21 protein-coding genes and 2 pseudogenes are annotated in these 25,561 nt (G+C 70.4%); 15 read left to right on the forward strand and 8 right to left on the reverse strand.

Annotation, left to right across the window (positions count from 1 at the left end; genetic code table 11):
- From ACWD26_RS41700 to ACWD26_RS41725, 6 genes and pseudogenes are all read left to right on the forward strand, one after another.
- The coding region (locus tag ACWD26_RS41700; protein ID WP_451278590.1) for an alpha-glucosidase C-terminal domain-containing protein at positions 1-384 on the forward strand (384 nt) is incomplete at its 5' end.
- Between the two features lie 29 nt (positions 385-413).
- Positions 414-1,802, forward strand: coding sequence for a maltokinase N-terminal cap-like domain-containing protein (locus ACWD26_RS41705; protein ID WP_451278592.1), 1,389 nt, complete (start codon positions 414-416; stop codon positions 1,800-1,802).
- Positions 1,803-1,806: 4 nt separating this feature from the next.
- Entirely contained in the window at positions 1,807-4,044 is a 2,238-nt protein-coding gene (glgB, locus tag ACWD26_RS41710) for a 1,4-alpha-glucan branching enzyme (RefSeq protein ID WP_451278594.1), read from the forward strand.
- A 127-nt stretch (positions 4,045-4,171) separates the two neighbouring features.
- Positions 4,172-4,525, forward strand: a complete 354-nt coding sequence (locus ACWD26_RS41715; protein WP_451278596.1) for a VOC family protein — start codon at positions 4,172-4,174, stop codon at positions 4,523-4,525.
- Between the two features lie 94 nt (positions 4,526-4,619).
- Positions 4,620-5,021 carry a MarR family winged helix-turn-helix transcriptional regulator gene (locus ACWD26_RS41720; protein WP_451278598.1) on the forward strand — a complete coding sequence of 134 codons (402 nt, stop codon included), beginning with the start codon at positions 4,620-4,622 and terminating at the stop codon, positions 5,019-5,021.
- Positions 5,022-5,036: 15 nt separating this feature from the next.
- Positions 5,037-5,096, forward strand: a pseudogene (locus ACWD26_RS41725) (FAD-linked oxidase C-terminal domain-containing protein); the annotation flags it as partial.
- Positions 5,097-5,177: 81 nt separating this feature from the next.
- Here the strand turns inward: ACWD26_RS41725 and ACWD26_RS41730 are convergent.
- Positions 5,178-5,600: an SseB family protein gene (locus tag ACWD26_RS41730; RefSeq protein ID WP_451278600.1), complete on the reverse strand. Its 423-nt coding sequence runs from the start codon at positions 5,598-5,600 to the stop codon at positions 5,178-5,180.
- Between the two features lie 392 nt (positions 5,601-5,992).
- Here ACWD26_RS41730 and ACWD26_RS41735 point away from each other — a divergent pair, with 392 nt between their 5' ends.
- The 9 genes from ACWD26_RS41735 to ligA all read left to right on the forward strand — a co-directional run bounded on the left by ACWD26_RS41735 (position 5,993) and on the right by ligA (position 19,531).
- A complete protein-coding gene (locus ACWD26_RS41735) occupies positions 5,993-7,282 on the forward strand; it encodes an alpha-L-fucosidase (RefSeq protein ID WP_451278602.1) in 1,290 nt (429 codons plus the stop codon).
- A gap of 671 nt (positions 7,283-7,953) precedes the next feature.
- On the forward strand, positions 7,954-9,402 hold the full coding sequence (locus ACWD26_RS41740; RefSeq protein WP_451278604.1) for a hypothetical protein: 1,449 nt from the start codon (positions 7,954-7,956) through the stop codon (positions 9,400-9,402).
- Entirely contained in the window at positions 9,399-10,547 is a 1,149-nt protein-coding gene (locus ACWD26_RS41745) for a hypothetical protein (RefSeq protein ID WP_451278606.1), read from the forward strand. Before ACWD26_RS41740 ends, ACWD26_RS41745 begins: the two co-directional genes overlap by 4 nt.
- Positions 10,548-10,592: 45 nt before the next feature.
- Complete coding sequence (locus ACWD26_RS41750; RefSeq protein WP_451278608.1) at positions 10,593-12,821, forward strand: endonuclease; 2,229 nt, start codon at positions 10,593-10,595, stop codon at positions 12,819-12,821.
- Between the two features lie 42 nt (positions 12,822-12,863).
- Positions 12,864-14,885, forward strand: coding sequence for a S8 family serine peptidase (locus tag ACWD26_RS41755; RefSeq protein WP_451278610.1), 2,022 nt, complete (start codon positions 12,864-12,866; stop codon positions 14,883-14,885).
- Between the two features lie 112 nt (positions 14,886-14,997).
- Entirely contained in the window at positions 14,998-16,443 is a 1,446-nt protein-coding gene (locus ACWD26_RS41760; protein ID WP_451278612.1) for a glyceraldehyde-3-phosphate dehydrogenase, read from the forward strand.
- Positions 16,444-16,476: 33 nt separating this feature from the next.
- Positions 16,477-16,902, forward strand: coding sequence for a helix-turn-helix domain-containing protein (locus ACWD26_RS41765; RefSeq protein ID WP_451278614.1), 426 nt, complete (start codon positions 16,477-16,479; stop codon positions 16,900-16,902).
- A 48-nt stretch (positions 16,903-16,950) separates the two neighbouring features.
- Positions 16,951-17,361, forward strand: a complete 411-nt coding sequence (locus ACWD26_RS41770) for a VOC family protein (protein WP_451278616.1) — start codon at positions 16,951-16,953, stop codon at positions 17,359-17,361.
- Positions 17,362-17,443: 82 nt separating this feature from the next.
- Positions 17,444-19,531 (forward strand): NAD-dependent DNA ligase LigA, encoded by a 2,088-nt coding sequence (ligA, locus tag ACWD26_RS41775; protein ID WP_451278618.1) that lies wholly within the window; start codon positions 17,444-17,446, stop codon positions 19,529-19,531.
- Between the two features lie 113 nt (positions 19,532-19,644).
- Here the strand turns inward: ligA and ACWD26_RS41780 are convergent, their stop codons facing one another.
- From ACWD26_RS41780 to ACWD26_RS41810, 7 genes and pseudogenes are all read right to left on the reverse strand, one after another.
- Positions 19,645-20,874 (reverse strand): PP2C family protein-serine/threonine phosphatase, encoded by a 1,230-nt coding sequence (locus ACWD26_RS41780; RefSeq protein ID WP_451278620.1) that lies wholly within the window; start codon positions 20,872-20,874, stop codon positions 19,645-19,647.
- A gap of 355 nt (positions 20,875-21,229) precedes the next feature.
- Complete coding sequence (locus ACWD26_RS41785; RefSeq protein WP_451278622.1) at positions 21,230-22,006, reverse strand: carbonic anhydrase; 777 nt, start codon at positions 22,004-22,006, stop codon at positions 21,230-21,232.
- A 141-nt stretch (positions 22,007-22,147) separates the two neighbouring features.
- Positions 22,148-22,936, reverse strand: a complete 789-nt coding sequence (locus ACWD26_RS41790; protein WP_451278624.1) for an endo alpha-1,4 polygalactosaminidase — start codon at positions 22,934-22,936, stop codon at positions 22,148-22,150.
- On the reverse strand, positions 22,933-23,595 hold the full coding sequence (locus ACWD26_RS41795) for a spherulation-specific family 4 protein (protein ID WP_451278626.1): 663 nt from the start codon (positions 23,593-23,595) through the stop codon (positions 22,933-22,935). Before ACWD26_RS41795 ends, ACWD26_RS41790 begins: the two co-directional genes overlap by 4 nt.
- Complete coding sequence (locus ACWD26_RS41800) at positions 23,592-24,632, reverse strand: NAD-dependent epimerase/dehydratase family protein (RefSeq protein ID WP_451278628.1); 1,041 nt, start codon at positions 24,630-24,632, stop codon at positions 23,592-23,594. Before ACWD26_RS41800 ends, ACWD26_RS41795 begins: the two co-directional genes overlap by 4 nt.
- A 7-nt stretch (positions 24,633-24,639) precedes the next feature.
- Complete coding sequence (locus ACWD26_RS41805; protein ID WP_451278630.1) at positions 24,640-25,353, reverse strand: nucleotidyltransferase family protein; 714 nt, start codon at positions 25,351-25,353, stop codon at positions 24,640-24,642.
- Positions 25,354-25,402: 49 nt separating this feature from the next.
- A pseudogene (locus tag ACWD26_RS41810) lies at positions 25,403-25,558 on the reverse strand (NAD-dependent dehydratase); the annotation flags it as partial.
- Positions 25,559-25,561 lie beyond the last annotated feature (3 nt).

Genomic DNA, 25,561 nt, shown 5'->3' on the forward strand with positions numbered 1-25,561 from the left:
TACCAGGTGACGAACGTCGAGGCGTCGATGTCGTCCCCGGCCTCGCTGCTGCACTGGACCCGCCGCATGATCGAGATCCGCAAGCAGAACCCGGCCTTCGGCCTGGGCTCGTACACCGAACTCCAGTCGTCGAACCCGGCCGTGCTGGCGTACCTCCGGGAGCACAAAGACGACCTGGTGCTGTGTGTGAACAACTTCTCCCGCTTCCCGCAGCCCACCGAACTCGACCTGCGGGCCCACGAAGGACGCCACCCCGTCGAACTCATCGGCGACGTCCGTTTCCCCGCCATCGGTGAACTGCCCTATCTGCTCACCCTCGCGGGCCACGGCTTCTACTGGTTCCGGCTCTCCCGAGTCCTCTCCCGCGCTGCCCGAGGGCGTTGAAGCGCGGGCCGGCGAAAGGACGCGTCACCATGTCGAAGACCGCATCCGCGTTGCTCCGGCCGAGCAGCGACGAGGTCACCGCCGACCTCATGACCTCGCTCGCGGGGCTGCTGCGCGAGTGGCTGCCGAGGCAGCGCTGGTTCGCCGGCAAGGACCGGCCCGTGACGGACCTCGCCCTGCTGTCGATGACGGAGCTGTATCCGGGCTGTCTGCACCTGCTCGTGCACACCGGCCAGCCGAGCCACACCGGTCACTGCGGGGTGCCCTCGCCCCACGGCGCTCCCCCGGCCGGCGACTGCTACCAGTTGCTGCTCGGCGTACGCGACCATCTGGTTCCGCGCCTCGGCCGGGCCCTCATCGGGCAACCCGACGAGGGCCCCCTGGCGGGTCTGACGGTGTACGACGCCCTGTACGACCCTCGCTCGGCCCAGCTGCTCCTGGAGCGGCTGCGGCACCCCGGCACGGCGGGCCCGCTGCGCTTCGAGGCGGACCCCGCCGTGCGGGTTCCGGCGGGGCTGGCGCCTCGGCTGCTGGACGCCGAGCAGTCCAACTCCTCGCTGGTGTACGGGGACGCGTTCATCCTGAAGGTCTTCCGGCGCATCCAGCCGGGTGTGAACCCCGATCTGGAGGTGCCGGGTGCGCTGGCGGGGCAGGGGTGCGGCCGGGTGCCCGCGCCGGTGGCGTGGTTCCGGACGACCGACCCGTTCCCGGCGACGCTCGGTGTGCTGCAGCCGTTCCTGCCCGACGCGTCCGACGGCTGGACGCTGGCGCTCGGCGCACTCGCCGCCGGGCACGACTTCACGGCCGAGGCCCGTGAGCTGGGGCGGGCCACGGCGGAGGTGCACTTGGCGCTGGCCTCGGCCTTCCCCTCCGGGCCCCATGACGAGAACGGGCGGACGGCGGCCGCGATGACCGAGCGGCTGGACGCCGCCGCGCGCTGCGTACCGGCACTGCGGCCGTACGTCCCCGGGCTGCGCACCGCCTTCCGTGCCCTGCTCTCCTGCGATGTCGGGCCGCCCGCCCAGCGCATCCACGGTGATCTGCACCTGGGGCAGGTACTGCGGGCCGGCCGGGAGTGGTTCGTCATCGACTTCGAGGGCGAGCCGTCCCGTCCGCTCGCCGAGCGGTGCGGCACCCAGTCCCCGGTGCGGGACATCGCCGGGATGCTGCGTTCCTTCGACTACGCCGCCCGGCAGCGCCGCCCCTGGCGCCCGGAATGGGCACGCCGCTGCCGGGAGGCCTACTGCGCGGGCTACGCCGCCCGCGCCGGCTGGGACCCGCGCAAGAAGCACGGTCTGCTGCGCGCCTACGAGACCGACCGGGCCGTGTACGAGGTCCTGTACGAGGCGCGGCACCGACCCGATTGGCTCCCCGTACCGATGGCGGCGATCGAGCGTCTCGCCGTGAGAGGAGACTGAAGCCGTGGCCCTGCGCGACAGCACGCCCCCCGAGTCGGCCGGCCCGCCCCGGCGCAGACCGCGGCTGACCGTGCCCGCCCCTCCCCTGGATCCCGCCGACCGTGCGCGGCTGCTCTCCGGGGCACACCACGATCCGCACGCCCTGCTCGGCGCCCATCCGGTGCCGGGCGGGGTCGCCCTGCGGGCCCTGCGGCCGTACGCCCATGCCGTGAGCGTCGTGATCGACGGCGAGCGCACGTATCTCGCCTCGGAGGGCGACGGGCTCTTCTCCGTCCTCCTGCCGCTCGACGCCGTCCCCGCGTACACGCTGTTCGTGTCGTACGAGGACGCCGATCACGAGGTCGACGACCCGTACCGGTTCCTGCCCGCGCTCGGCGAGCTGGACCTGCATCTGATCCGGGAGGGGCGGCACGAGCAGCTGTGGAAGGCACTCGGGGCCGAGCCGATGACGCACCAGGGCGTCACCGGGACCCGCTTCACCGTGTGGGCGCCGAACGCCCAAGGGGTGCGTGTCGCCGGGGACTTCGGCTGCTGGGACGGGACGGCGTTCCCGATGCGGTCCCTCGGCGCGTCCGGGGTCTGGGAGGTGTTCCTGCCAGGGGTGGGCGAGGGCGCCCGCTACAAGTTCGAGATCACCTCCCGTCACGGCCACCGTTTCCTCAAGGCCGACCCGATGGCACGCCAGGCGGAGGTGCCGCCCGCGACGGCGTCCGTCGTCACGGCCTCCCACTACGAGTGGGGCGACGCGGAGTGGATGGCGAGGCGCGGGGACACCCCGGTACACGAGGCGCCGTTCTCCGTCTACGAAGTCCATCTGCCGTCCTGGCGACCGGGACTGACGTATCGTCAACTCGCCGATGTCCTCCCGGAGTACGTCTCCGACCTCGGCTTCACCCATGTCGAGCTGATGCCGGTCGCCCAGCACCCGTTCAGCGGCTCCTGGGGTTACCAGGTCACGGGGTTCTACGCGCCCACGGCCCGGCTCGGCGGCCCGGACGACTTCAAGTACCTGGTCGACTCACTCCACCGGGCCGGGATCGGTGTGATCGTGGACTGGGTGCCCGCCCACTTCCCCAAGGACGACTGGGCGCTCGGCCGCTTCGACGGGGAGCCCCTCTACGAGCCCGGGGACACCCGGCGGGCCGAGCATCCCGACTGGGGAACCTACGAGTTCGACTTCGGCCGCACCGAGGTACGCAACTTCCTGGTGGCGAACGCCGTGTACTGGTGCGAGGAGTTCCATGTCGACGGGCTGCGGGTGGACGCGGTCGCCTCGATGCTCTACCTCGACTACTCGCGCGACTCCGGTCAGTGGTCCCCCAATGTGTTCGGCGGGCGCGAGGACCTGGACGCGGTCGCCTTCCTGCAGGAGATGAACGCGACGGTGTACCGGCGGGCGCCGGGGGTGGTGACCATCGCGGAGGAGTCCACGGCCTGGGACGGCGTGACCCGCCCGACCGACAGCGGCGGGCTGGGCTTCGGCCTGAAGTGGAACATGGGGTGGATGCACGACTCGCTGGGCTACATGGAGCACGAGCCCGTGCACCGCAAGTACCACCACAACGAGATGTCGTTCTCGATGGTGTACGCCTACAGCGAGAACTACGTCCTGCCGATCTCCCACGACGAGGTCGTGCACGGCAAGCGGGCCCTGGTGTCGAAGATGCCGGGCGACTGGTGGCAGCGGCGCGCCAACCACCGCGCCTACCTCGGCTTCATGTGGGCCCACCCCGGCAAACAGCTCCTCTTCATGGGACAGGAGTTCGCCCAGGGCGGGGAGTGGGTGGAAGCCCAGGGTCCGGACTGGTGGCTGCTCGATCCGGGGTACGGCGCCGAGGCCGACCATCGCGGTGTCCGGGACCTGGTCCGCGACCTCAACACGGTCTACCGCCGCACCCCCGCCCTCTGGCAGCGCGACAGTGATCCGGCCGGTTTCCAGTGGGTGAGCGCGGACGCCGCCGAGGACAACGTCTTCGCGTTCCTGCGGCTCGACGCGGACGGGACGCCTCTGCTGGCCGTCTCCCACTTCAGCCCGGTGGTACGGCGGGACTACCGCCTGGGTGTGCCCGACGACGTGCCGGCCTGGCGGGAGGTCCTGAACACCGACGCCGCCGTCTACGGAGGCGGCGACGTCACCAACCCCCACCCCGTCACACCCGAACCCCACGCCTGGCACGGCCGCCCGGCCCACATCCGCATCACCCTGCCCCCACTGGCCACGCTGTGGCTCCGCCCGGCATGACGTCGCGCTCCTGACGGGGTGCCTCGGCGGTCGGGACCGGTCAGGATCGGAGAAGCCCGCACGGGCTTCCGCGGCCTAGCGTGGACGTAGATCACAGCGACCGGAAACGACCGCGGAGGAGTACGCCATGACCGCTGGACTCAAGACCATCATCTACCCCGTCAAGGACCTGGCTCAGGCGAAGGAGCTGTTCAGCACCCTGCTGGAGGTCGAGCCGTACGCGGACTCGGCGTACTACGTCGGGTTCAAGGACGCGGGGCAGGACGTGGGCCTCGACCCCAACGGCCACGCGAAGGGGATGACGGGGCCGGTGCCGTACTGGCACGTCGCCGACATCCGGGCGACGCTCGCGGGACTGCTCGGGGCCGGCGCTCAGACGCTGGAGGACGTCCACGACGTGGGCGGCGGCCGGCTGATCGCCTCGGTGAAGGACGCGGACGGCAACCTGATCGGACTGCTGCAGGACACCGCCACCGAGTAGCGGGGCGCTCGTGCGGAGCGGCGCTCGGGCGCGATGCATGCGGCTGCACTAGTTGCATGGTAAATGACCCTGCGCGCTCTGTTACCGTGCACATATGGCAGCGAACACGGCCGGTGCCCGGCTCGAGGACCAGTGGCGGGACATCCTCTCCGTGCACGCCCGCACCATGTGCGAGATCGACCGCGTCCTGCACCCGCACGGCCTGGGCGCCAGCGATTTCGAGGTGCTCGACGTCCTCGCGTCGGGCCTGGCCGCCGCCACGGCGGCCGGGGACCTGTGCCGGGTACAGAACATCGCGGAGAAGGTCCATCTCAGCCAGAGCGCGCTGTCCCGGCTGATCGGGCGCCTGGAGAAGGACGGCCTGGTGGAGCGGTCGGTCTGCGCCGAGGACCGGCGCGGGGTGTGGGTCACCCTCACCGACAAGGGCCGCGACCTGCACGCCGACGTACTGCCGTTGCAACGCGACGTCCTGGCCCGCATGCTGCGGCAGGACTGACGCCGGCGAGATCTTCACGCCGGCAAGGAGGTGTTCGACCCGCACGGGATCCTCAACCCCGGCAAGGGGTTGTGAGGGCCGTGAGGGCCGTTCCCTGATCGGTACGGAAATCTATACGGAAATCTGTACGGAGATCGGTACGGATATCCGTACGGGTCAGATCCCCTGTCCTCCCAGCAGGGTGCCCACGTCGTGGGCGTCGAGGGTCAGGCCGTGCGGGGAACCGGCGTCGATGGTCAGGGAGAGGTCGGCGTCGGTCGGCCACTGGGAGGCGAGGGCTCCCAGGGGCACCAGGCGGTAGCGCGACACGAAGGGCAGCAGCTCGGCCATCGCCGGTTCCGAGGTGAAGACCGGTACGACCTGTTCGCCGCCCGGCTGCTCCAGGACGGGCAGCGCCACGGCCGTCGGATCGCTCACGGCCGCCTCGTCGGCGTCGTCCGGCACGGGGACCAGCACATCACTGCCGGCGAGTGTGTCCAGCGCGGCCGGGTCGTGGGTGTCGAGGGCGAGCGTGGTCAGCGCCTGCTGGGCCGGCGAGGCGGCCTGGGGCGCGTCGTGGTTGTTGGCAGGTATGTCCATGAAAGATCCCAGGTAGTGATGGAAAAGGCCGCCCGGGACGGCGTCCGTCCCGGGCGCGACGCCCCTCGCGTACCCGACAGGGCCGGGGACATTCCTGTGCCTGACCGATGTACCTGAGGTTCGCGGGGCCCGAGGGACCGGGCGGGTGGCGGCACCTTTCGCGTGGTGCGGGCCGTGGGGTCACGGCCCGCTCCGCATCGTTCACGCGAAGTGGCGCTCAGCACCGACGCCGAGCGTGAGGCGACCTGGCCGCTCGCCGAGTCGGCCTTGCCGACGTCGGAGGCGGTGACGAACCCGGCGAGCTGGTCGTCGAAGTACACGCGGTGAGAATCGACCAGTAGTGGTGACCGGCGCCCACGCGACCGCACCGGCCCTCCGCCTAGCGTGGGCGCATGACCATGCAACCCTGGTTTCCCGCCGCCAAGCTGGGCATCTTCATCCACTACGGCATCTACGCCGTGGACGGAGTGCCGGAGTCCTGGTCCTTCTACTGGGGCGAGGTGACGCATGAGCAGTACATGAAACAGCTCGACGGTTTCACCGCCTCCCACTACGACCCGACGGCCTGGGCGGAGTTGTTCGCCCGGGTGGGCGCGAAGTACGCGGTGCTCACCGCCCGGCACCACGACGGGGTGGCCCTGTGGGACACCGCCCAGGGAGACCTGAGCGTCGTCGGGCGCACCCCGGCACGCCGGGACCTGATCGCCGGATACGTCGACGCGCTGCGCGAGCAGGGCCTGAAGGTCGGCCTCTACTACTCGCACTCGGACTGGAACCACCCGGACTACGCGAGCCTGCGCCACCCGGACATCGACGAGTGGACGAACACCCACCCGGGCGGCAACGACGCCAACCCCTACTCGCACGCCGAACCCGGCAAGGAGGACCCGGCGGCCTGGGAACGCTATCTCGCCTACCGGGACGGCCAGGTGGGTGAGCTCGTCGAGCGGTTCCGCCCCGATCTGCTGTGGTTCGACGGCGAATGGGAGCGCACCGAAGAGCAGTGGCGCATACGGGAGTTGGCCGAGCTGATCCTCGCCGAGAACCCGGACACGATCCTCAACGCCCGCATGCTCAGCCACGGCGACTACGCCACCCCGGAGCAGGGGGTGCCGCTCGAAGCGCCCGACGGGCCCTGGGAGTTGTGCCTGACGATCAACGACTCCTGGGGTTTCCAGCACGGGGACCACAACCACAAGTCGGTACGGCAGCTGGTGCGTTACTTCGCCGAGACGATCGGCATGGGCGGCAATCTGCTGCTGGACGTCGGGCCGAGGGAGGACGGGACGATCCCCGCCGAGCAGATCGAACGGCTGGAGGGGCTCGGCGCGTGGATCGGACGGCACTCCGACGCCGTGTACGGCACGGTCGCCGGGCTGCCCGCCGGGCACCACTACGGCCCCAGCACCCTCTCCGCCGACCGGCGCACCCTGTATCTGATGTGCTTCGACGTGCCGCGTGAATCCGTGGCGGTGCGAGGGCTGCGCAATCGCGTCAAGAGGGTCACCGTCCTCGGCACGGGCACGGCAGTGGGCCACCAGGTGATCGGCGGCCTCGACGCGGTACCCGGCGTGACGTGGATCGACGCGCCCGGAGAGGCCGACCTCGACCCGTACGCGACCGTTCTCGCCGTGGAGTTGGAAGGGGAGCTGGACCTCTACCGGGGTTCGGGCCGCGACTGACCGAGCACGTGGACGCCCGCGTCGGCCGCCGTGGGGGGACAGCAGACAAGAAGAGCCACCCCTCGTCGAACGACCGCTGCCGCCGCCGGCCACCCGCGCCCAGCGTGTCGGCAGTGGCGACGGTCGACTCCCACGGGTCCAGCGCAACGGGCATAGACATGACAGGCCGCACCGGACTCGGCGTCAAGGCACCTCCACCGAACACCGAGATCCGGGGTGACTCGGCCGGCCATGACCTCCAGCAGGGGACATGACCCTTTTGCGCATTTTTGCCATAGCTGTCAGCATCGAAGAGGGGCAGCCGACACAAGGAGAGATCAGGACCACCCCGGTGTCGGGGCAAGGCGATGGCTCCGTCGAGGAGTTGTCGAGGTTTCCGTGCGACTGCGGGCCGGTTCACCGAGGCATGTCGCAGCCACGTCCTCCGCCCACGAGCGGTCCCCTTGCTGACGCGAGCGGTTGCCCTGTGGTGTGCGCGGTCCCCCTGGTGGTGTGCGACGAAGGGTGGAAGATTCATGTCGCTGTGGGACCGCACCCCTGAGCGTCGCCGAGCGACCGCGTGGCCGGTGGCCGAACCGGCAACAGCGTTCGCGGCCGCGGACGAGGGTGGGAGACTTCGGCCGGGAACGCTGTATCGCGGAGTGAGTGGTGTGGACCGGGGTCCAACCCCCATGCCCGACCAGCAGTTCGTCGGATTGCGGGACCCGATGGCCACCGTCTTCTTCCGGCAGGGCCGTTGGCCGATGACGCTGGAAGAGGTGCTGGACGGGCTCACGGGGGCGGGCGCTCTTCCGGTGCAGTCCGTGTATCTGATCAGTGAGGCCGGGCAGATCCCCCCGGGCGAGGCGCCCGGACTCCGCCGCGACTTCCGTTTCGCCATCTCCCGTGCGGCGCCGGGCAAGGACCCCGACCTGCTGGTCAGCAGCGACCCCGGCTCCGTCTTCCTCCAGGTCGCCGCCTGGGACCCGGTGGCTCAGGTCTTCAACTACTACATGCGGATCTCACCGGCCTGGGTGTGGACCGGCGACTCCTGGTCGTCACTGGCACCCGAGTCACGGGGAAAAGGCTGCTTCGACAGTCACGTCAACGGCAGTGTCGTCATGAAGGAACTCAAACAGCCCTGGAGCAACTGGCAGTCCATGTCCGCGACGATCCACCTCGCCCCGGACGACCCCCTGCGTGCCAACCCCCTCCACCAGCAGGTCATCGGTGCCGAGCGCCTGGAACTCACGGTGAAGGGCCTGGTCTCCCGATGGACCGCCGCCCGCCTCTCGGCGGTCGTCGACAACGGCATGGTGGTGCACCCGGATCGTCTGCTGCGGCAGTTGTTCACGACCACCACGGTCAACCTCGCCAGTACGTCCACGCAGAGCGCGACGGTCGCCTCTGGCGGACGGGACCTGACACCGCCGCTGGGGTTCTGGCTGAACGCCGACGCCCTGCTCAACGACCTCGGACTGCCGGTGAGCGTGGAGACCGCGCCGACCGTACCCGCGCCCCTGTACGCGGACAGCCTCTCGGCCTACGGCTTCCGCCTCGAGGAACAGGTGAGCGGCTTCTCCCGACCGGGCGACACGTTCTTCGCGTTCGTCGTCCCGGAGGCCGCGTACGAGGACAACGACGTGGTGCGGCAGTTGGTGGACAAGGGACTGGTGCCGGCCAGGTTCGCGGCCTGTGCGCTGATGGTGGACTTCCCCAACCCCGTCTTCAGCCCGGTCCGCGCCCGCCTGATGACGTACGTGCCCACTGTGCCCGTACCCGTGTCGACCTGGTGCGACGACATCGCGACGGCCGTCGTCACCGCCGCTCGGTCCCTGCCCACTGACAGCCCCGAGGCCGAGTTCGCGCGCAACTGGGCGCTCCCCGAGACCGATTGGCGCCGCGTCCTCGCCCAGCGGATCGACCTGTATCTGGAGAAGGTCTCGGCCCGGATCCGTACGGCGTCGGGATTCGACGACTGCACCCGACTGGCGGAGTCGCGGCGCCGCACGTTCAAGGAGATGAGGCTCAACGAGTTCGCGCTCACCCTGCCGACGACCGACATCCCCGCCGACGCGCCTCGGCTGCGCATGAACGAGGACGGCGCCGTCGGTGTCGTGACCACCGGAGGTTCTCCATGACCACCATCAACGTGTACGGACCCCCCGGCCGACTCACCGACCTCGACGACGTCGGGAGGAAGGCGTGGCACGTCTTCATCAGCGACAGCGTCGACGAGGCGGTCTCCGGGCCGGACCCCGGCGAGGTACTGCACAACAGTCCCAGGCCACAGTTCTACAACCTCACCAAGACGGACACCGCCACGGACGCGGTCCAGGCGGGCGTCACCTGGACCGCCTTCCCCAACCGTCTGAAGTCCGTGATCTCGGACCGGCAGCGCTGGGAACGCGCCGACGCCAGCCGCGATGTGCAGGACGAGTACTGCGAGTGGAGCGTGACCCGCGACAGCGCCGGGAAGATCACCCGCGCCGTCTTCACCTGCGAAGGACCCGAGTACTGGGACGTGCTGGCGCAGACCGACCCGGACAAGGCCCTCGACCTCTACCGCGCCCACATCGGCCCCGACGTCCGGAAGGGCGACCTGTTCGCGCCCAACGGCCGGTACATACGGCGTAACAAGTGGAACGACTCCACAACCCAGGGGGCGATGCACCTCATCCAGCAGTCCAACACCCTCGGCGCGGAGATCGAACTCGCCGCCGCCGCGACGATCCGGCGGGTCATCGGCGGCCGGGAACTGACCGGTGCACAGGAACTCATCGCCTGCGCCCAGTACGGCGTTCCCGACCGCAACAGCGACCCGCACATCGGTGAGGTGGTCAACTCCATCGCCCGGCAGAAGGCGGACATCGCGCTCAGCGACCCCGTGGGCATCTACTTCGACGACCTCGCCACCGACGGCTGGAGCAGCCCCGACGGCTCGAACCCGAAGGGCTTCTGGACGTACGAACGCGGCGACACCGGCTCCCCGGTGCGTGCCGTCTACGAGGTGCCGGCGGACCGGGACTTCGCGGTGGGCGACATCACCATCGCCGGCAGGCCCATCGAGTTCGGCGCCCAGATCGCCGACTTCATCACCGTGAAGCTCATGGCCACCGCCTGCCGCCTCGGTCTCAGCACGGCCCAGCCGCAGACCGCCTGCGTGGAGCTCGCGGCGGGCGACGACATCACGCCGGGCGCCTTCTCACCCGCCGCGTTCTCCGCGCACGGCTACCTCGGCACCCACCCCGACCAGGCATCGCGCAGCACCCGACTCGTGGCGTAGCGCGCCGTACCCCCAACCCCACCCCCACCTGCGGGAGGCGGACCCATGACGACGGCGGAACTCTTCTCCCTCACGGAATCCGGCTACCTGTCACAGCTGACGAACGCCGCAGACCGGTTCGCGAACCGGACGGAGCGACGGAAGCGCCACCAGGAACTGCTCCAAACCCGTGGCGTGTTGTACGCCGACGAACCGGAGCGCGTCGAGAAGCGGCTGAACCGCCTCGGGGCCGACTGGTCTCAGGCCAGGGCGATCGATCGGGAACCGTCCGAGCCCCGTACCGCGTCCGGAAGCACCCTGCGGCTGCCGCCCGAGTACTTCGGCAGCGGCATGCTGGGGCTGGAGCGCCTGATCGGGCGCAACAACCTCACCCCGGTCGCGTTCCTGGAGAAGGGCGCCCTGGTGGCCCGCTCGGTCGGCCGGATCAGCGTCAGCGGGCCGGGCGGGGGCCACGGCACGGGCTTCCTGGTCTCCCCCTCGCTGCTGCTGACCAACAACCATGTGTTGCGCAGCCAGGAGGCGGCACGCCGCAGCACCGTCGCGTTCGACCTGCAGGCCGGGGTCGACGGCCGGCCGCTGGTACCGACGGTGTTCCAGCTGGAGCCGCAGAGGTTCTTCGTCACGGACCGGGAGCTGGACTTCAGCCTGGTCGCGGTGGCCGAACGCGGGGCGCGGGGCGCGGCTCTCTCTTCGTTCGGCCGGCTGCCCCTCAGCGAGGAGCAGGGCAAGATCGTCGTCGGAGAGTTCGTCAACATCATTCAGCACCCCAGAGGTGAGCCCAAGCAGGTGGCGCTGCGGGAGAACCAGGTCGTCGACATCCTGGACCGGTTCATGCACTCCACGGCCGACACCCTTCAGGGCTCGTCGGGTTCACCGGTCCTGAACGACCAGTGGGAGGTCGTCGCGCTGCACCACTCGGCCGTCCCGAAGACCGACGGCGAGGGCCGTCCCCTGAGCGTCGACGGAACGGTCTGGACGCCGGAGATGGGCGAGGAACGACTGGCCTGGCTGGCCAATGAGGGCGTGCGGATCAGCGGTGTGCTGAGCGCCCTCCGCGCGATCAGCCTGACCGGCACAGCGGCCCGGCTCCGCGACGAGGTCCTCACCACCGGGCCGACCGGCAAGACCGTCACGGCACCGGTCGGAACCACTCGGCCCGCACCTGCGCCGCCGCCCGCGCCCTCGCTCGACGGGCCGAGGGAGCTGCCCGGCGCCGACGGAACACAGATACGCGTGACCGACGGCATCACCCACCTCACCGTTCCCCTGAGGATCAGCATCGGACTCGACCTGCCGGCCCACCCGGCGACGCCGGTGCCCACCCCGCCACCCTTCCTCGCGCCCACACCACCGCCGCCGCCCCCGGCCGGGCCGCCGGACGGGGCCCTGGCGGTCGAGAGGGACGTGGAGGCCGCCCTGATCAGCCTTCGCCTCGGGCGCGAACGGCCGTACTACGACCGGCAGGCCGACACCGCCGCACGCGACGCCTACTACGCGGACATCGACACCGACGACGGAGAGACACTGCGCCGCACGCTCACCGAACTGCTGGAGGAGACCCACTCACCCCGGCCCAAGTACAAGCCGAACCGGCTCGTCTACCCCTGGGTCGATCTGCACAAGGACGGCCGGCTGCGGAGCATCTACTCCGGAAAGGCCTTCTCTCCCGAGGAGTTCATACTGGCGGACGCCGCCGTGGCGGAGGCCCGGCTGGCCCGTATACAGGAGCTCTTCCTGCACGAGGGCACGGCGGGCCCGGCCGAGTTCGAGGCCGAGTTCGACGCGCTGGAGGCGTCGATGCCGTTCAACTGTGAACACGTGGTGCCGCAGTCGTGGTTCACCAAGAGAGAGCCGATGCGGGGTGACCTCCACCATCTGTTCGCCTGCGAGGTCGAGTGCAACAGCTTCCGCAGCAACTTCGCCTACTTCGACTTCCCGGGCTTCCAGGAAGCCGTGCGGGAAGAATGCGGGATGCGCGATCCCATCGGCTCCGACCGGGACGTGATCGGCTTCGAGCCGGAGGCCGGCAAGGGAGCGGTGGCCCGCGCCACCCTCTACTTCCTGCTGCGTTATCCGGGCCTGGTCGGCGACGTCCGCACCGAGTTCCCCGAGAACCGGCTGCCCACCCTGCTGGCCTGGCACGCCGGCGAGCCGGTGAGCGAGTACGAACGCCACCGCAACGCGGCCATCGCCGAACTCCAGGGCAACCGCAACCCGCTGATAGATCACCCGGACTGGGCGCAGAAGATCGACTTTTCCGGCGTCTGGCCCTGAGCCACCGGGCCGACCGGCCCCCTCACCCCCAAGGAGTCCGTCATGGCTCGCATCACCATCAATGGCGTGAGCGTCGACCCTCTGACCCAGTCCGCCGAACTCGCCGGTGCGAGCCTGGTGTCGGAGGACGCCTCGCACTCCAATTATCTGCTCGTGCAGACCACGCGTCCGCCCACCGCCGAGGAGAAGGAACAACTCGCCGCGCTCGGCGTGGTGATCCACGAATACGTTCCGGAGAGCACGTATCTGTGCGGCTACCGGCCCACGGACCTGGAGGCCGTGCGCGCGCTGCCGTTCGTCGCGTGGGCCGACGTGTATCTCAAAGGGTTCAAGATCGCTCCGTCACTGCGGCCGGACCGGCTGCGGCCCGCCGTCGCCGTACTGGCCGAGCCCGTCGTGGCCGCGTCACCCCGCACGCACACCGTGGACGTCGTGTTGCACGACGACATCGATACGACGACCGGCGCAGTGCGGGAGCGGATCGCCCAAGCGGTCGGCTCCTCCACCGACGGCATCGAGTCCAACCGCCACAAGGTGCGGCTGACGGTTCACGAGACGGACCTGCCCGCGCTGGCGGCCCTCGACGAGGTGCGCCATGTCGAGGAGGTCCCCGAGATGGTGTTGCACAACAGCGTCGCCGGAACTCTGATGCACGCCAAGATCTCTGTGAACGGGACGTCCTTCGGGGGCAAGGGCCAGATAGTGGCGGTCGCCGACACCGGCTTCGACCTCGGCTCCACGGTGAACGTGCATCCCGCCTTCACCGGCCGGGTCCAGAACCTGGTCGCCCTCGGCCGCCCGATCTCACAGCAGGCGGACGACCCCGATGGCCACGGAACCCATGTCGCGGGGTCGGTCCTCGGCAACGGGAACTCCCAGTCGATGGGAGGCGCCGTCACCGGCACGGCCCCCGAGGCGAAGCTGATACTGCAGTCGCTCCTTGACGACGACGACGGCCTCGGTGGAATCCCGACCGACCTGAGCGACCTGTTCGAGCCCGCGTTCCAGCACGGGGCGAGGATCCACACCAACTCGTGGGGACCGAAGCCTCCCAGCCTGCCGTACGACAGAAGAGCGTTCGAGGCCGACCAGATGGTCTGGGACCACAAGAACTTCGTCATCTGCTTCTCGGCGGGCAACAAGGGGCACGACCGGGACCGCGACGGCCGGATCAACCAGTCCTCGGTGAGCGGACAGGCAGGTGCCAAGAACACCATCACGGTCGGCGCCAGCGAGAGCAAGCGCCCGAACATCCCGCTGAGGTACGGCGACCTGAGCATTCTCGCCTTCCCCACCAATCCGATCCGGGACGACCTGCAGGCCGACAACCCGTCCGGAATGGCGGCCTTCAGCAGCCGCGGGCCGACCCAGGAGGGCCGGATAGCGCCCGACATCGTCGCCCCCGGCACATCGATCCTGTCAACCCGCTCCCAGGTGGCTCCGGACGACTCGTTCTTCGGTGCCTCCTCGGACCCCGCCTACTCCTTCCTCAGCGGCACCAGCATGGCCACGCCCCTCGTCGCGGGGTGTGTGGCCGTACTCCGCGAGACCCTGGTGAAGAACGGCACCCCCGATCCCAGCGCGGCCCTGCTGAAGGCCATGCTGATCAACGGCGCGGAGGAGCTCCCGGGCCAGTACAACCCCAGCGAGGCCGGCCCGTCCCCCAACAACAACTCCGGTTTCGGTCTGGTCAACCTCGAACGCTCCGTCACCCTCCCGGGCAACAACGGGGCCGGGTTCGCCGACGAGGAGGATCTGGAGCAGGGCGACGAACGCTCGTTCCGCATCCCGGTGCCCCAAGGGGCGGCCCGCACCCTGAAGGTCACCCTGGTGTGGACGGACCCGCCGGGCGCGGCCCTGCAGAACGATCTGGACCTGATCGTCCACGCGGGCGGTCAGGAGCGCCACGGCAACATGGGCACGGGAGTCGGCTTCGACCGCGTCAACAACGTCGAGCAGGTCAACTGGAAGGGTGTCCCCTCCGGTGACGCCGAGGTCGTCGTACGCGCCCACCGGATCACCCAGTTCGCCCAGCCCTACGCCGTGTCCTGGCGTGTCTCGTGAACAGCCCCTGAACTCGTTCGAAGACCACGCCACCGGGCTCGGGACCCCGGTGGCGTGATCCTTTCGGCGGCCGTTTAGCATATGAGCGCCGCCTAGCTCGAAAGATAAATCTGTGACTGTCAACGAGGACTCGTTCACCAACTGGAAGAACCGCGAGGAGATCGCGGAGTCGATGATCCCGATCATCGGGAAGCTGCACCGCGAGCGGGACGTGACGGTCCTGCTGCACAGCCGCTCCTTGGTGAACAAGTCGGTGGTCAGCATCCTGAAGACCCACCGGTTCGCCCGCCAGATCGCCGGTGAGGAACTGTCGGTCACCGACACCCTGCCGTTCCTGCAGGCCCTCACCACGCTCGACCTCGGTCCCTCCCAGATCGACATCGGCATGCTGGCCGCGACCTACCGGGCCGACGGCCGGGGTCTGTCGATCGCCGAGTTCACGGCCGAGGCCGTCGCCGGCGCCACGGGCGCCAACAAGATCGAGGGCGGCGAGGGCCGCGACGTCGTCCTCTACGGCTTCGGCCGCATCGGCCGTCTCGTCGCCCGCCTGCTGATCGAGAAGGCCGGCTCCGGCAACGGTCTGCGGCTGCGCGCCATCGTCGTGCGCGGGGGCGGCGACCAGGACATCGTCAAGCGGGCCTCGCTGCTGCGCCGGGACTCCATCCACGGCCAGTTCCAGGGCACGATCACGGTCGACGAGGCGAGCAGCACGATCGTCGCCAACGGCAACACGATCAAGGTGATCTACACGAACGATCCGTCCGAGGTCGACTACACGGCGTACGGCATCAAGAACGCCATCCTCATCGACAACACCGGCAAGTGGCGCGACCGCGAGGGCCTGTCGACGCACCTGCGCCCCGGTATCGACAAGGTCGTTCTGACCGCGCCCGGCAAGGGCGATGTCCCGAACATCGTGCACGGCGTCAACCACGACACGATCAAGCCGGACGAGCGGATCCTGTCCTGCGCCTCCTGCACCACCAACGCGATCGTGCCGCCGCTGAAGGCGATGGACGACGAGTTCGGTGTGCTGCGCGGCCACGTGGAGACCGTCCACTCGTTCACCAACGACCAGAACCTGCTGGACAACTACCACAAGTCCGACCGACGGGGCCGTTCCGCGCCGCTCAACATGGTCATCACCGAGACGGGTGCCGCCTCGGCCGTCGCCAAGGCGCTGCCCGACCTGAAGGCGCCGATCACGGGCAGCTCGATCCGCGTCCCCGTCCCGGACGTCTCGATCGCGATCCTCAGCCTGCGCCTCGGCCGTGAGACCGACCGCGAGGAGGTCCTCGACTACCTCCGAGGCGTCTCGCTGACCTCGCCGCTCAAGCGCCAGATCGACTTCACCAACGCGCCCGACTCGGTCTCCAGCGACTTCATCGGCTCCCGTCACGCCTCGATCGTCGACGCCGGCGCCACCAAGGTCGACGGCGACAACGCGATCCTCTACCTCTGGTACGACAACGAGTTCGGCTACTCCTGCCAGGTCATCCGGGTCGTCCAGCACGTCTCCGGGGTGGAGTACCCGACGTACCCGGCTCCGGCGGTCTGACCGGCGGTCGGAGAAGCGTGGTGTGATGACGCCGTGAGTCGCACCGCGGAAGAGTCGAACCGCCGCATGCTCCGGGCCAGGGACGTCATGGACCGCTCCTACGCCCAGCCGTTGGACGTCCCGTCCCTGGCCCGGATCGCGCATGTGTCCGAAGCGCACTTCACACGCACCTTCCGGGCCACGTTCGGCGAGACACCGCACCGCTACCTTCAGCGCCGCCGCGTCGAACGGGCGATGTTCCTGCTGCGGGAGACCGACCGCAGCGTGACCGACATCTGTTTCGAGGTCGGCTTCGGCAGCCCCGGCACCTTCAGCCGCACGTTCCGCGACATCGTCGGCCGATCGCCGAGGGAGTACCGCAAGGCGGCGGTGACCGTGGCCGTACCGACGTGTTTCGCGAAGGCGTGGATGCGACCGAGCGGATCCCGTGCGGATGAGCCCGGGACGGCCGTCGGCTGAGCAGTTTTGGATAAGTTTTCCTCCGGCCCGATCGATAGCGTGATGCCCATGTTCACCGCTATCACGCACTCGCAGATCTACGTCCTCGACCAGGACGACGCCCTCGACTTCTACGTGGGCAAGCTGGGCCTGGAGGTCAACACCGATGTCGACCTGGGCTTCATGCGCTGGCTGACCGTCAACGTGCCCGGCCACCCGGAGCGCCAGATCCTCCTGGAGAGGCCGGGGGCCCCTGCGCTCTCCGAGGAGACCGCGGCGCAGGTCCGCGAACTCCTCACGAAGGGCGCCATGGGCGGCCACCTCATCTTCAGCACGGACGACTGCCGCAAGACCTACGAGACGCTGCTCGGCAGGGGCGTCGAATTCACCGAGGAGCCCACCGAGCGCCCGTACGGCATCGACTGCGGTCTGCGCGACCCCTTCGGCAACAGCATCCGCTTCACCCAGCCGAAGGGCTGACCATGGCTCGTCCGGCCCCCGCGCGGTGGGGTCCGTGCCGGGGGCCAGGGCGTTGTCAGTGGTGGCAGGCAAGATGGCGGGCATGACGACATCAGGTGCAGTGATCGTGGATGCCGCCGCCTACGCCCAGGCCGTCGAGGACGCGGTGAGGGCTTCGGCCGCCTACTACACGGGCGGTACGTCGGTGCTGGACGACGACGCCTACGACCGGCTCGTGCGGGGCATCGCGGCGTGGGAGGCCGAGCATCCCGACCGGATACTGCCCGACTCGCCCACCGGGAAGGTCGCCGGCGGGGCGGTCGAGGGGGACGTCCCGCACACCGTGGCGATGCTGAGCCTGGACAACGTGTTCTCGGGTGAGGAGTTCACGGCGTGGACGGCTTCGCTGGCCCGCCGTATCGGGCACGACGTGGAGCGGTTCGGTGTGGAGCCGAAGCTCGACGGGCTGGCGGTCGCCGCCCGCTACACGCGGGGGCGGCTCACACGGCTGATCACCCGTGGCGACGGGACGGCCGGGGAGGACGTCTCGCACGCGATCGGCACCATCGAGGGGCTGCCGGGCGAGCTGACCGAGCCGGTCACCGTGGAGGTGCGGGGCGAAGTCCTCATGACGACCGCCCAGTTCGAGCACGCCAACGAGGTGCGCACCGCGCACGGCGGGCAGCCGTTCGCGAACCCCCGCAACGCCGCCGCGGGCACGCTGCGCGCCAAGGAGCGTGCCTACACCGTGCCGATGACGTTCTTCGGCTACGGCATGCTGCCGCTGCCCGGCACGGACGCCGACTCCGCCGCGCGCCTGGGCGAGCTCGCGCACAGCGAACTGATGGCACGGGCCGCCGAACTGGGGGTGAGCACCACCGCGAGTACGGCCGTGCCCGGCGTCACCGCCGACACGGTCGAGGGCGTCCTGGAGCGGGTGAAGGAGATCGCCGCGCTGCGGGCGGAGCTGCCGTTCGGCATCGACGGCATCGTCGTCAAGGCCGACCTGGCCGCCGACCAGCGGGCCGCCGGGTCCGGTTCCCGTGCCCCGCGCTGGGCGATCGCCTACAAGCTGCCGGCCGTCGAGAAGATCACCCGGCTGCTGGAGGTGCAGTGGAACGTCGGCCGCACCGGCATCATCGCCCCGCGCGGTGTGCTGGAGCCCGTCGAGATCGACGGCTCCACCATCACGTACGCCACCCTGCACAACCCGGCCGACATCACCCGCCGCGACCTGCGGCTGGGCGACCACGTCATGGTGCACCGCGCGGGTGACGTCATCCCCCGCGTGGAGGCGCCCGTCGCCCATCTGCGCACCGGCGAGGAACAGCCCATCGTCTTCCCCGAGGTCTGCCCGAGATGCGGCTCCGGCATCGACACCGGGGAACAGCGCTGGCGCTGCGAGAACGGCCGCAACTGCCATCTGGTGGCGTCCCTGTCGTACGCCGTCGGCCGCGACCAGCTCGACGTCGAAGGGCTCGGGCACACCCGCGTCGTCCAGCTCGTGGAGGCGGGCCTGGTCGCCGATCTCGCCGATCTGTTCACCCTCACCCGGGAACAGCTCCTCGCTCTGGAGCGCATGGGTGAGACCAGCACCGACAATCTCCTCGCCGCACTCGAGACGGCCAAGGGACGGCCGTTGTCACGGGTGTTGTGCGCGCTGGGGGTCCGGGGCACCGGTCGCTCCATGTCCCGCCGTATCGCCCGGCACTTCGCCACGATGGACAACATCCGCGCCGCGGACGCCGAGGCGATCCAGCGGGTCGAGGGCATCGGCACCGAGAAGGCCCCGTCCATCGTCGCCGAGCTGGCCGAACTGGCCCCGCTCATCGACAAGCTCGCCGCGGCCGGGGTGAACATGACCGAGCCGGGTGCCACACCGCCGGCCCCGGCGGACGACACCACCACCGACTCGGAGGGGGGCGCCGAGCCCGAGGGCGGGCCGCTCGCCGGGATGGCCGTGGTGGTCACGGGCGCGATGACCGGCGTACTGGAGAAGCTCAGCCGCAACCAGATGAACGAGCTCATCGAACGCGCCGGCGGACGCGCTTCTTCCAGCGTCTCCAAGAAGACCTCCCTGGTCGTCGCGGGCGAGAACGCCGGCTCCAAGCGCGCCAAGGCCGAGGCCCTCGGCATACGCCTGGCCGATCCCGACGAGTTCGCCGCCCTCGTCGCCGACTTCCTCGACTGAGCCGGCTGGGGCGTCCCGCGGTCCGGTGTCTCAGGCGTTCGCGAGTTCGCCGAGGAGCTTTTGGGGGCGGCGGCGGTCGTCCTCGCCGCTCACCGCAGAGCGCGTTCCCGGGATCAGAGCCGGATGATGACCAGGGCCGCGTCGTCGGTGGCGCGTCCGGAGGGGAGCAGGTCGAGGAGGAGGGCGTCGGCGAGGGGTTCGGGAGCTGATCGGCGGTGGCGGGCGAGGGCGTCGGAGAGGCGGGCGACACTGTGGTCGATGTCCTCGTCGCGGCGTTCGACCAGGCCGTCCGTGTAGAGGACCAGGGTGTCGCCCTCGGTGAAGTCGAGGGTGGCCTGGGGGCGGGGCGTGTGTTCCGGGCGGGCTCCGAGCGGCGGATCGGTGGCCTGGTCGAGGAAGGTGACCGTGCCGTCGCGGCTCAGCAGCGCGGGCGGCAGATGGCCGGCGCTGCTGTAGGTGATCGTGTGGGTGTCCCAGTCGACGCACGTCTGGACGACGGTGGTGTTCTCGGCGCCGTCGACGGACCGGGCGTACAGGCCGAGGGCGTCCAGCGCCTGGGCGGGGCCGTCCGCGACCAAGGACGCGGCGCTGAGCGCGCTGCGCAGCTTGCCCATGACGCAGGCGGCGGCCAGTCCATGACCGACCACGTCACCGACGGCGATGCCGATGCGGTCCACGCCGGACAGATCGACGAGGTCGTACCAGTCGCCGCACACGTTCAGCGCGTCGGTCGCCGGCTGGTAGCGCACGGCCGCACGGTGGTGTTCTACGGGATTCGGTGCGGGCAGCATCGCCTTCTGCAGGGCGAGCGCGACCTCACGCTCGTGGGCGTGCGCCTCGCGCAGCCGTTCGTTGACCTCCTGCAGCTCACGCGCCCGGCTGTAGAGCTCGGCCTCCAGCACCCGGGCCCGGTCGGTGGGCGCGCGTTCACGGGCGCGGATCAGCTCGGTGATCTCCTCCACCCGGTGGATCAGCAGCTCGACGTTCCCGTCGGGGCCGACGACCGGCGCGTTCACCGGGCTCCAGTAGCGTTCCTCCCACTCCCCCGGCCGCTCCACCGACTCCACGTCGTAGCGCTGCAGCGCCATCGCGTCCCGCTCACCGCTGGCCACCACGCGGGTGAGGGAGGCCGCCAGGTTCCGCATCCCGCTCGCGGAGGGGTCGGACGGGTTGTCCGGGAACACGTCGAAGAGGAACCGGCCGACCACCTGCTCGCGGGTGCGGCCCGACATTTTCAGAAACTCCTCGTTGGCGTCCGCGAACACCAGCTCGGGTGTCAGCAGCGCCACCATGCCCGGCAGCGCCTGGAACACCGCCGCGTAGTCGATCCCGGTATCCGCCATGGTCGCCGCCTCAGCGTCCGTCGCCGTCCTGTGATCTCCACCATAGGATCCGCAGGCCGCCGGGGCGCGGTCCACTTCCAGGAAGACAGGCAGGTCACGCACGCGGGTCACGCACGGTTGTGCACTGGAGGACACAGCGTCGCGGGTGCGCCGGGCGCCACACGTCGGTCACTGCGCCAGGCAGGCGCGTCCGGAATCCCTCGGGAACTCCCCGATCCCGACCAGCCACTCCATGCCGTCCCCTCAGGAGCCGGCCGAGCGCGGCCGGGCGGGTCTCAGCCGGCCCGGGCAAGGCCTGATGCCCCGCCCCACCGGACGACAGGACCCCCGGTGAGGCCGCCGCGGCGCCGAGGCGTCAGGACTTGGGCGCGCCGTCCAGCACTTCCACTCGGCCTGTGTCGAGCGAGTAGTAGGCGCTGACCACCGACAGGGCGCCCTTCTTCCGGAGCGGGGCGAGGGCGGGGTTGGACCGCAGGTCGCGAGCCGTCTGCCTGCTGTGGATGCGGATCATGGCGTCGACCGGGTCGGCGTGCTTGCCCTTGGCCGTCTCCTGGTACGCGGGCCGCAGGGCCTCGGCGATCGGCTGGAGGGTGCCGGGGAGCTTCTTGCCGGTCTTCAGCGCTTCATGGGCCGCCTTGATGGCGCCGCAGCGCTGGTGTCCGAGGACGACGATCAGCGGGGTCCCGGCGGTCAGCGGGCCGTACTCGATGGAACCGGTGACCACCGGCTGCACGACGTGACCGCCGGTGCGCATCACGAAGAGGTCGCCGAGCCCGGTGTCGAAGACGAGCTCCGGCGGCACCCGGGAGTCGATGCAGGAGACGATCACACCGTACGGCTTCTGCTCCTCGGCGACGGCCTTGCGTCGGGCGGGGTCGATGTCGGGGTGCTGGAGGTTTCCGGCCACCCACCGCTCGTTGCCCTCCATCAGCCTCGTGAAAGCGCTGCCGGCGGAGTCCGGCCGGGGGCCCGAGGAAGGGGAGGGGGAGAGCGTGGTCTTCGCCGCCGCGTCGGCCGCCGTCCTGCTGGTGGCGGCCTCGCTCTTCGACGAACACCCGGTGATCAGGGCGGCGGTGGTGACGAGCCCTCCGGTGAGTATCGCTCTGCGCTGCGGTCGCCCGACAGTTGCCATGGTTCTGTTCCCTTCCAGCGGTGTGAAGCGGTGAAGCCACTGTTGCTGGAGGTGAGTTAGGGCCTGGACAACGCATTTCAAGGGCAGGAGAAGCGTTCGTCAAAGGTACGCGGAGTCACGGGCCGTGACCTCGGGCGGCCCTCAACAGGGCTTGCGCCACACCCCCAGTTCCGGTCGTTTCACCATCGACGACAACCTCAGCCGACGGGACTCGGCGCAGAAGCCGCTCCTCGGCTCCGTGTACTCCACGTGGAACACGGCCTTGCCGGCGGCGATGAAGGGGGTGAGCTCGGCGCACTCGTCGTACTGTGCGCACTCCTCGTTGACGGCGGAGTCGAAGTCGTCGAGCAGTTGGGGGATTTGGGGGAGGTCGTTCTTCAGCCCCACCGACAGTCCGCGTTCGTGGGCGATGTCGGCGATCATGCGGTTGTAGGCGAGCTGGTCGCGTGCGGTGAGCGGGAAGCCGGTGTCGTTGCCGTAGCCCTCCATCAGGTCGGGCTCCACCGCGTCGAAGCCCTTGTCGCGGCACATGTCGAAGCGTCGCTCCATGAGGGGCCGCAGGACGTCAAGTCGCCGGATGTCCAGCCACCGTTCGCCGGCCCAGCCGTTCGGCCCGCCGAGCACCGAGCGGGGGAAGGCGTCCTTGTCGGGCCGGAAGTCCTCCCAGGCGCCGACGTTGATGTAGCAGATGACCTTGCGGCCGTCGCGGTGCAGCCCGGCCACGTCCGCCGCGGAGTTCTCGAAGCCGTCGATGTCGTAGACAGGCACGTCCGCCGAGGGGTCGACCCTGCCGTCCAGCTGCCACTGCCAGGCGAGGCCGGGCCGGGGTTTCCAGCGCGTCTCGCCGCCGCTGTCGCCGGAGCAGCCCGCCAGCGTCGAAGCCACCAGCGCGACCAGCAGGGCCAGGTGCGCGGGCGTCGGCCTCCTCATTGTTCCGTGCCGGTGAGTGCGGGGGTCAACTGGGCCCAGGGGTTGGGCGGTTCGCCGGTCACCGGGCCGCAGACGGCGGCGCCGCGGTCGTGTGCGGTGCGGACGGCGAGCGGGACGAGCGCCTCGGGGACGCGGTAGACGAGGTGGCAGAGCCGCTCGGGTGGGTGCCGGGCGGCCCAGGCGGGTCTGCTGAACGCCGACACGTACGTCGACCAGTGGCCCTCGAACGTAACGGTCAGGTCGGCGAGGCGGGCGTATCCCGGTGCCGGATGGACGCCGGGGTTGAGGACGACGGTCCCGGCGCCGAGCCGGCGTACGGTCCGGACGAGTCGGCGACAGGCGGACAGGCCGTCCGGTGTGGCCGTCACCTGGTCGAGGAAGCACCCGTCGGCCGCGTACCACTCCTGGTGACGGCGTACGTCGTCGGCGATCTCGGCACGGTCCCGCACCCCGTAGTCGGTGTCGACGTAGCCGAGCAGTCGGGCCCCGGCCGCCCGGAGCGCGTCTGCCGCCGCGGTGAACGCGAGGTCGGGGCCGTCGCCTGGACCGTTCGCGGGGTTCAGGACGACCCCGTACGTACGGGTCGCGGCCCTGATCAGCCGGTGCCAGGCCCCGGGGTCCTCGGCCGGGTGGACATAGAGGGGAATCAGCAGGCTCACGGCGTGGCGTCACCTTCGCCGCCGTCGACCCCGCCCCCGCTGCTTTCCCACAGCGAGGTCAGCGCGTCGTCGAGGGTGTGGACGGGGCGCCAGCCCAGGGCCGCCTCGGCGGCGGTGATGTCGGAGCACTGCCACGACACGTCCGCCGAACGGACCGAGCCGGCCACATGGGCCGAACCGGCCCCCCGGCCCGCCCCCGTCGAACCGGCCGGCTTCGCTGAACCGGCCGGCCCCCCTCTGCGCCCGGCGCCGGCCGGCCGCGTCCCGCCGGCGGGGTCCGCCGCGTTCTCCACGATCCGCCCCCGGAAGCCCGCCTTGTCGGCCAGCCCCCGTACCACCTCGCGGACCGGGACGGCGCGGCCACCGCCGATGTTGAGGACGGCGGGCAGCGGACCGGGGGCCGTGGCGGCGAGGACGACCGCCCGGGCGACGTCGCGTACGTCGACGAAGTCGCGGTACGCGGAGAGGTCACCGAGGGGAAGTACGGCGTCGGGGTCGGGGCCGGCCGCGCGGAGCAGGGTGGCGATGCGGCCGGGGAGACCGGTGGGCGGTGCCCCGGGGCGACCGGGTTGCCGACCCGCAGGACGACCGCGTCCAGACCGGAGGTCGTGACGGCGACCGTCCCCGCGAGTTTGGTCGCGCCGTAAGGGGCCGGCGGGGCGCATGGCCGCCGACTCCGTCACCCGCACGTCCGCGACACCGGGGCCGTACTCGGCGGCCGAGCCCAGATGCACCAGGCGCGCGCCGGGGGCCGCGTCGCGGAGCGCCGCGCACAGCACGGCGGGGCCTCGGGTGTTGACCTCGGCGAGGGTGACGGGATCGCCGCCGGTCGCGCCCGCGCAGTTGATCACGGTGTCGGGCGCGGCCGCCGCCAGGGTCTTGGCCAGTCGCTCCCGGCCGACGGTGGCGAGGTCGATGTGGTGGTCGGCGGTGGGCGCGCGGCCGGCGCCGAGGACCAGCGCGCCCGGCAGGGCCCGCAGTCCCTCGGCGGCATGGGCGCCCAGATAGCCGGTGAAACCCAGGACGAGAATGCGCATGTGGTGCTCAGGCTCCCTTGAGCAGAAGCGACTTGCGGGTGGTGAACTCGGCGTTGGCCCGGTCGTAGTCGTCCGGGCGGCCTATGTCCAGCCAGTACCCGTCGAAGTCGTAGGCGTGCGGCTGGTTCTGAGCCTTTATCAGGTCGAGGACCAGTTCGTCGAAGCCCAGCGGCAGTCCGGGGGTGTAGCCGTCGAGGGTGGAGCGGGACACGCCGTAGACGCCCATGGAGACGCGGTAGTCCATGCTCGGCTTCTCGGTGAAGGCGACGACCTTGCTGTCGTCGGTGGTCAGCACGCCGAAGTCGATGTGGACCTTGCGGGCGTAGGTGGCGATGGTGAGCGGGGCGCCGCACTCACGGTGGCGGTGCAGGACGTCGGCGTAGTCGAGGTCGGTGAGGATGTCGCCGTTCATCACGAGGAACGACTCGGGCAGCCGCTCGCGCAGGTGGAGCAGGGGTCCCATGGTGCCGAGGGGGCTCTCCTCGGTGGCGGAGTCGACGGTCAGGCCCCACTGGGAGCCGTCGCCGACGTAGGCGCGGATGATCTCGCCGAGGTGGCCGATGGCGAGGGTGACGTGGGTGAAGCCGGCCATGGAGAGCTGGCGCAGCACGATCTCCAGGATGGCGTGCTGGTCGCCGATGGGAACGAGCGGTTTCGGCAGCGCGGTCGTGTAGGGCCGCAGCCGGACGCCCTTGCCTCCCGCCAGGATCACTGCGTGCATGGTGCTCCTCCTTCGTGGACTGCGTGGTTGTACGGCGCACGTGCGGGAGTCAGATGTTGTAGATGCCGGTCTTGTAGCGGGCGAGGTTGGCCGGGTCGCGGAAGAACTCCACCGTCTGGGCGAGGCCTTCCTCCAGGGTGTGGGCGGGCTGCCAGCCGGTGGCGGCGGTGAGCCGGCTCGCGTCCGCGACGATGAGCCGAAGCTCAGG

Source organism: Streptomyces sp. NPDC002787, from assembly GCF_053592095.1.

What these genes read in the sequence shown, in the direction of transcription:
- ACWD26_RS41740 (WP_451278604.1), top strand. Translation starts at nt 7,954, where the DNA reads ATGCCCGACCAGCAGTTCGTCGGATTGCGGGACCCGATGGCCACCGTC.
- ACWD26_RS41730 (WP_451278600.1), bottom strand. Translation starts at nt 5,600, where the DNA reads ATGGACATACCTGCCAACAACCACGACGCGCCCCAGGCCGCCTCGCCG.
- ACWD26_RS41745 (WP_451278606.1), top strand. Translation starts at nt 9,399, where the DNA reads ATGACCACCATCAACGTGTACGGACCCCCCGGCCGACTCACCGACCTC.
- ACWD26_RS41705 (WP_451278592.1), top strand. Translation starts at nt 414, where the DNA reads ATGTCGAAGACCGCATCCGCGTTGCTCCGGCCGAGCAGCGACGAGGTC.
- ACWD26_RS41720 (WP_451278598.1), top strand. Translation starts at nt 4,620, where the DNA reads ATGGCAGCGAACACGGCCGGTGCCCGGCTCGAGGACCAGTGGCGGGAC.
- ACWD26_RS41800 (WP_451278628.1), bottom strand. Translation starts at nt 24,632, where the DNA reads ATGCGCATTCTCGTCCTGGGTTTCACCGGCTATCTGGGCGCCCATGCC.
- ACWD26_RS41715 (WP_451278596.1), top strand. Translation starts at nt 4,172, where the DNA reads ATGACCGCTGGACTCAAGACCATCATCTACCCCGTCAAGGACCTGGCT.
- ACWD26_RS41755 (WP_451278610.1), top strand. Translation starts at nt 12,864, where the DNA reads ATGGCTCGCATCACCATCAATGGCGTGAGCGTCGACCCTCTGACCCAG.
- ACWD26_RS41735 (WP_451278602.1), top strand. Translation starts at nt 5,993, where the DNA reads ATGACCATGCAACCCTGGTTTCCCGCCGCCAAGCTGGGCATCTTCATC.
- ACWD26_RS41780 (WP_451278620.1), bottom strand. Translation starts at nt 20,874, where the DNA reads ATGGCGGATACCGGGATCGACTACGCGGCGGTGTTCCAGGCGCTGCCG.
- ACWD26_RS41785 (WP_451278622.1), bottom strand. Translation starts at nt 22,006, where the DNA reads ATGGCAACTGTCGGGCGACCGCAGCGCAGAGCGATACTCACCGGAGGG.
- ACWD26_RS41750 (WP_451278608.1), top strand. Translation starts at nt 10,593, where the DNA reads ATGACGACGGCGGAACTCTTCTCCCTCACGGAATCCGGCTACCTGTCA.
- ACWD26_RS41770 (WP_451278616.1), top strand. Translation starts at nt 16,951, where the DNA reads ATGTTCACCGCTATCACGCACTCGCAGATCTACGTCCTCGACCAGGAC.
- ACWD26_RS41805 (WP_451278630.1), bottom strand. Translation starts at nt 25,353, where the DNA reads ATGCACGCAGTGATCCTGGCGGGAGGCAAGGGCGTCCGGCTGCGGCCC.
- ligA (WP_451278618.1), top strand. Translation starts at nt 17,444, where the DNA reads ATGACGACATCAGGTGCAGTGATCGTGGATGCCGCCGCCTACGCCCAG.
- ACWD26_RS41790 (WP_451278624.1), bottom strand. Translation starts at nt 22,936, where the DNA reads ATGAGGAGGCCGACGCCCGCGCACCTGGCCCTGCTGGTCGCGCTGGTG.